1 protein-coding gene is annotated in these 1,018 nt (G+C 69.1%); it reads left to right on the top strand.

The features are described from left to right. Positions 1–403: 403 nt before the first annotated feature. Entirely contained in the window at positions 404–952 is a 549-nt protein-coding gene (locus AB0915_RS39285; protein ID WP_366696215.1) for a GNAT family N-acetyltransferase, read from the top strand. Positions 953–1,018 lie beyond the last annotated feature (66 nt).

A 1,018-nucleotide genomic window follows, 5' to 3' on the forward strand; every position in this document is an offset into this window, starting at 1 on the left:
GCTGCCTCGTACGACGCCAGCGCGATCACCGTCCTCGAGGGCCTGGACGCGGTCCGCAAGCGACCTGGCATGTACATCGGCTCGACCGGGCTGCGGCCGGACCGTGTCCACGTGCGTCGGCCCGGGAGGTGCCGCCTGCGTCGGCCGGGGCCCGTGATGCGGTACGTCACCCCGCGGTGGGCGTCGTCAAGAAACGCGCACCGACACGGTGACCATGCCCCGCTCATGAATGGGTTCGCTGTATGCCTGCAGGTCGGCGAGACGGGCCCTGCGCTCCGCGCGGATCGGACCGGCCCACTCCCCGTATCAGCGGTACCCAGCCCTGGTACCCACTCCTTCAGGCAGCAAATACTCCGATAACTCCGGTGCGCCGAAGCTCGCCGCCGTGATAGTCCAACGAGTCATGGGAGATCTTCTGACACCTCGACTCGTACTCCACCCGTTGAGTCCCGCCGAGGCGGAGAACATAGTGGCCCGCCGTCCGGGGCCGGGTGCCCTATGGGCACCGGAGTACCCCACCGACGGCGACGCGGCCGTGGCCGGGCGTTTCTTGGAACACTGCGCCGACGCCGGCAACCCCCAGCCGTTCGGCCCTTACGAGATCCGCCTCCGCCAGGACGGACACACCATAGGCGGAGTGGGCTTTCACGGCGCTCCGAACGCGGAGGGGCGGGTGACGATCGGCTACGGCCTGACCCCTGCGACGCGCGGCAAGGGGTACGCCTCCGAGGCGCTGCGGGCGCTGCTGGAGTTCGCCCGCGGCGAGGGCATCGCCGCCGTGAACGGCGATGCCGACCTCGACAACATCGCGTCCCACCACGTCATGGTGGCAGCAGGAATGCGCTTCGTCAGGGCGGACGACCAGCTGAAGCACTTCCTGATCGACTGGTCGGACACTCCGGACACTCCGGAGGCATCGGAGGCGTCGGACACAACGGTGCAACGTACGTGACTGAAGCGACCGACGCGACGGACGCATAGACGGCAGAACCCGCCGGGGCATCCCGGCGGGTTCTGC

This window comes from Streptomyces sp. NPDC048411 (assembly GCF_040704695.1).
Taxonomy (GTDB): Bacteria; Actinomycetota; Actinomycetes; order Streptomycetales; family Streptomycetaceae; genus Streptomyces.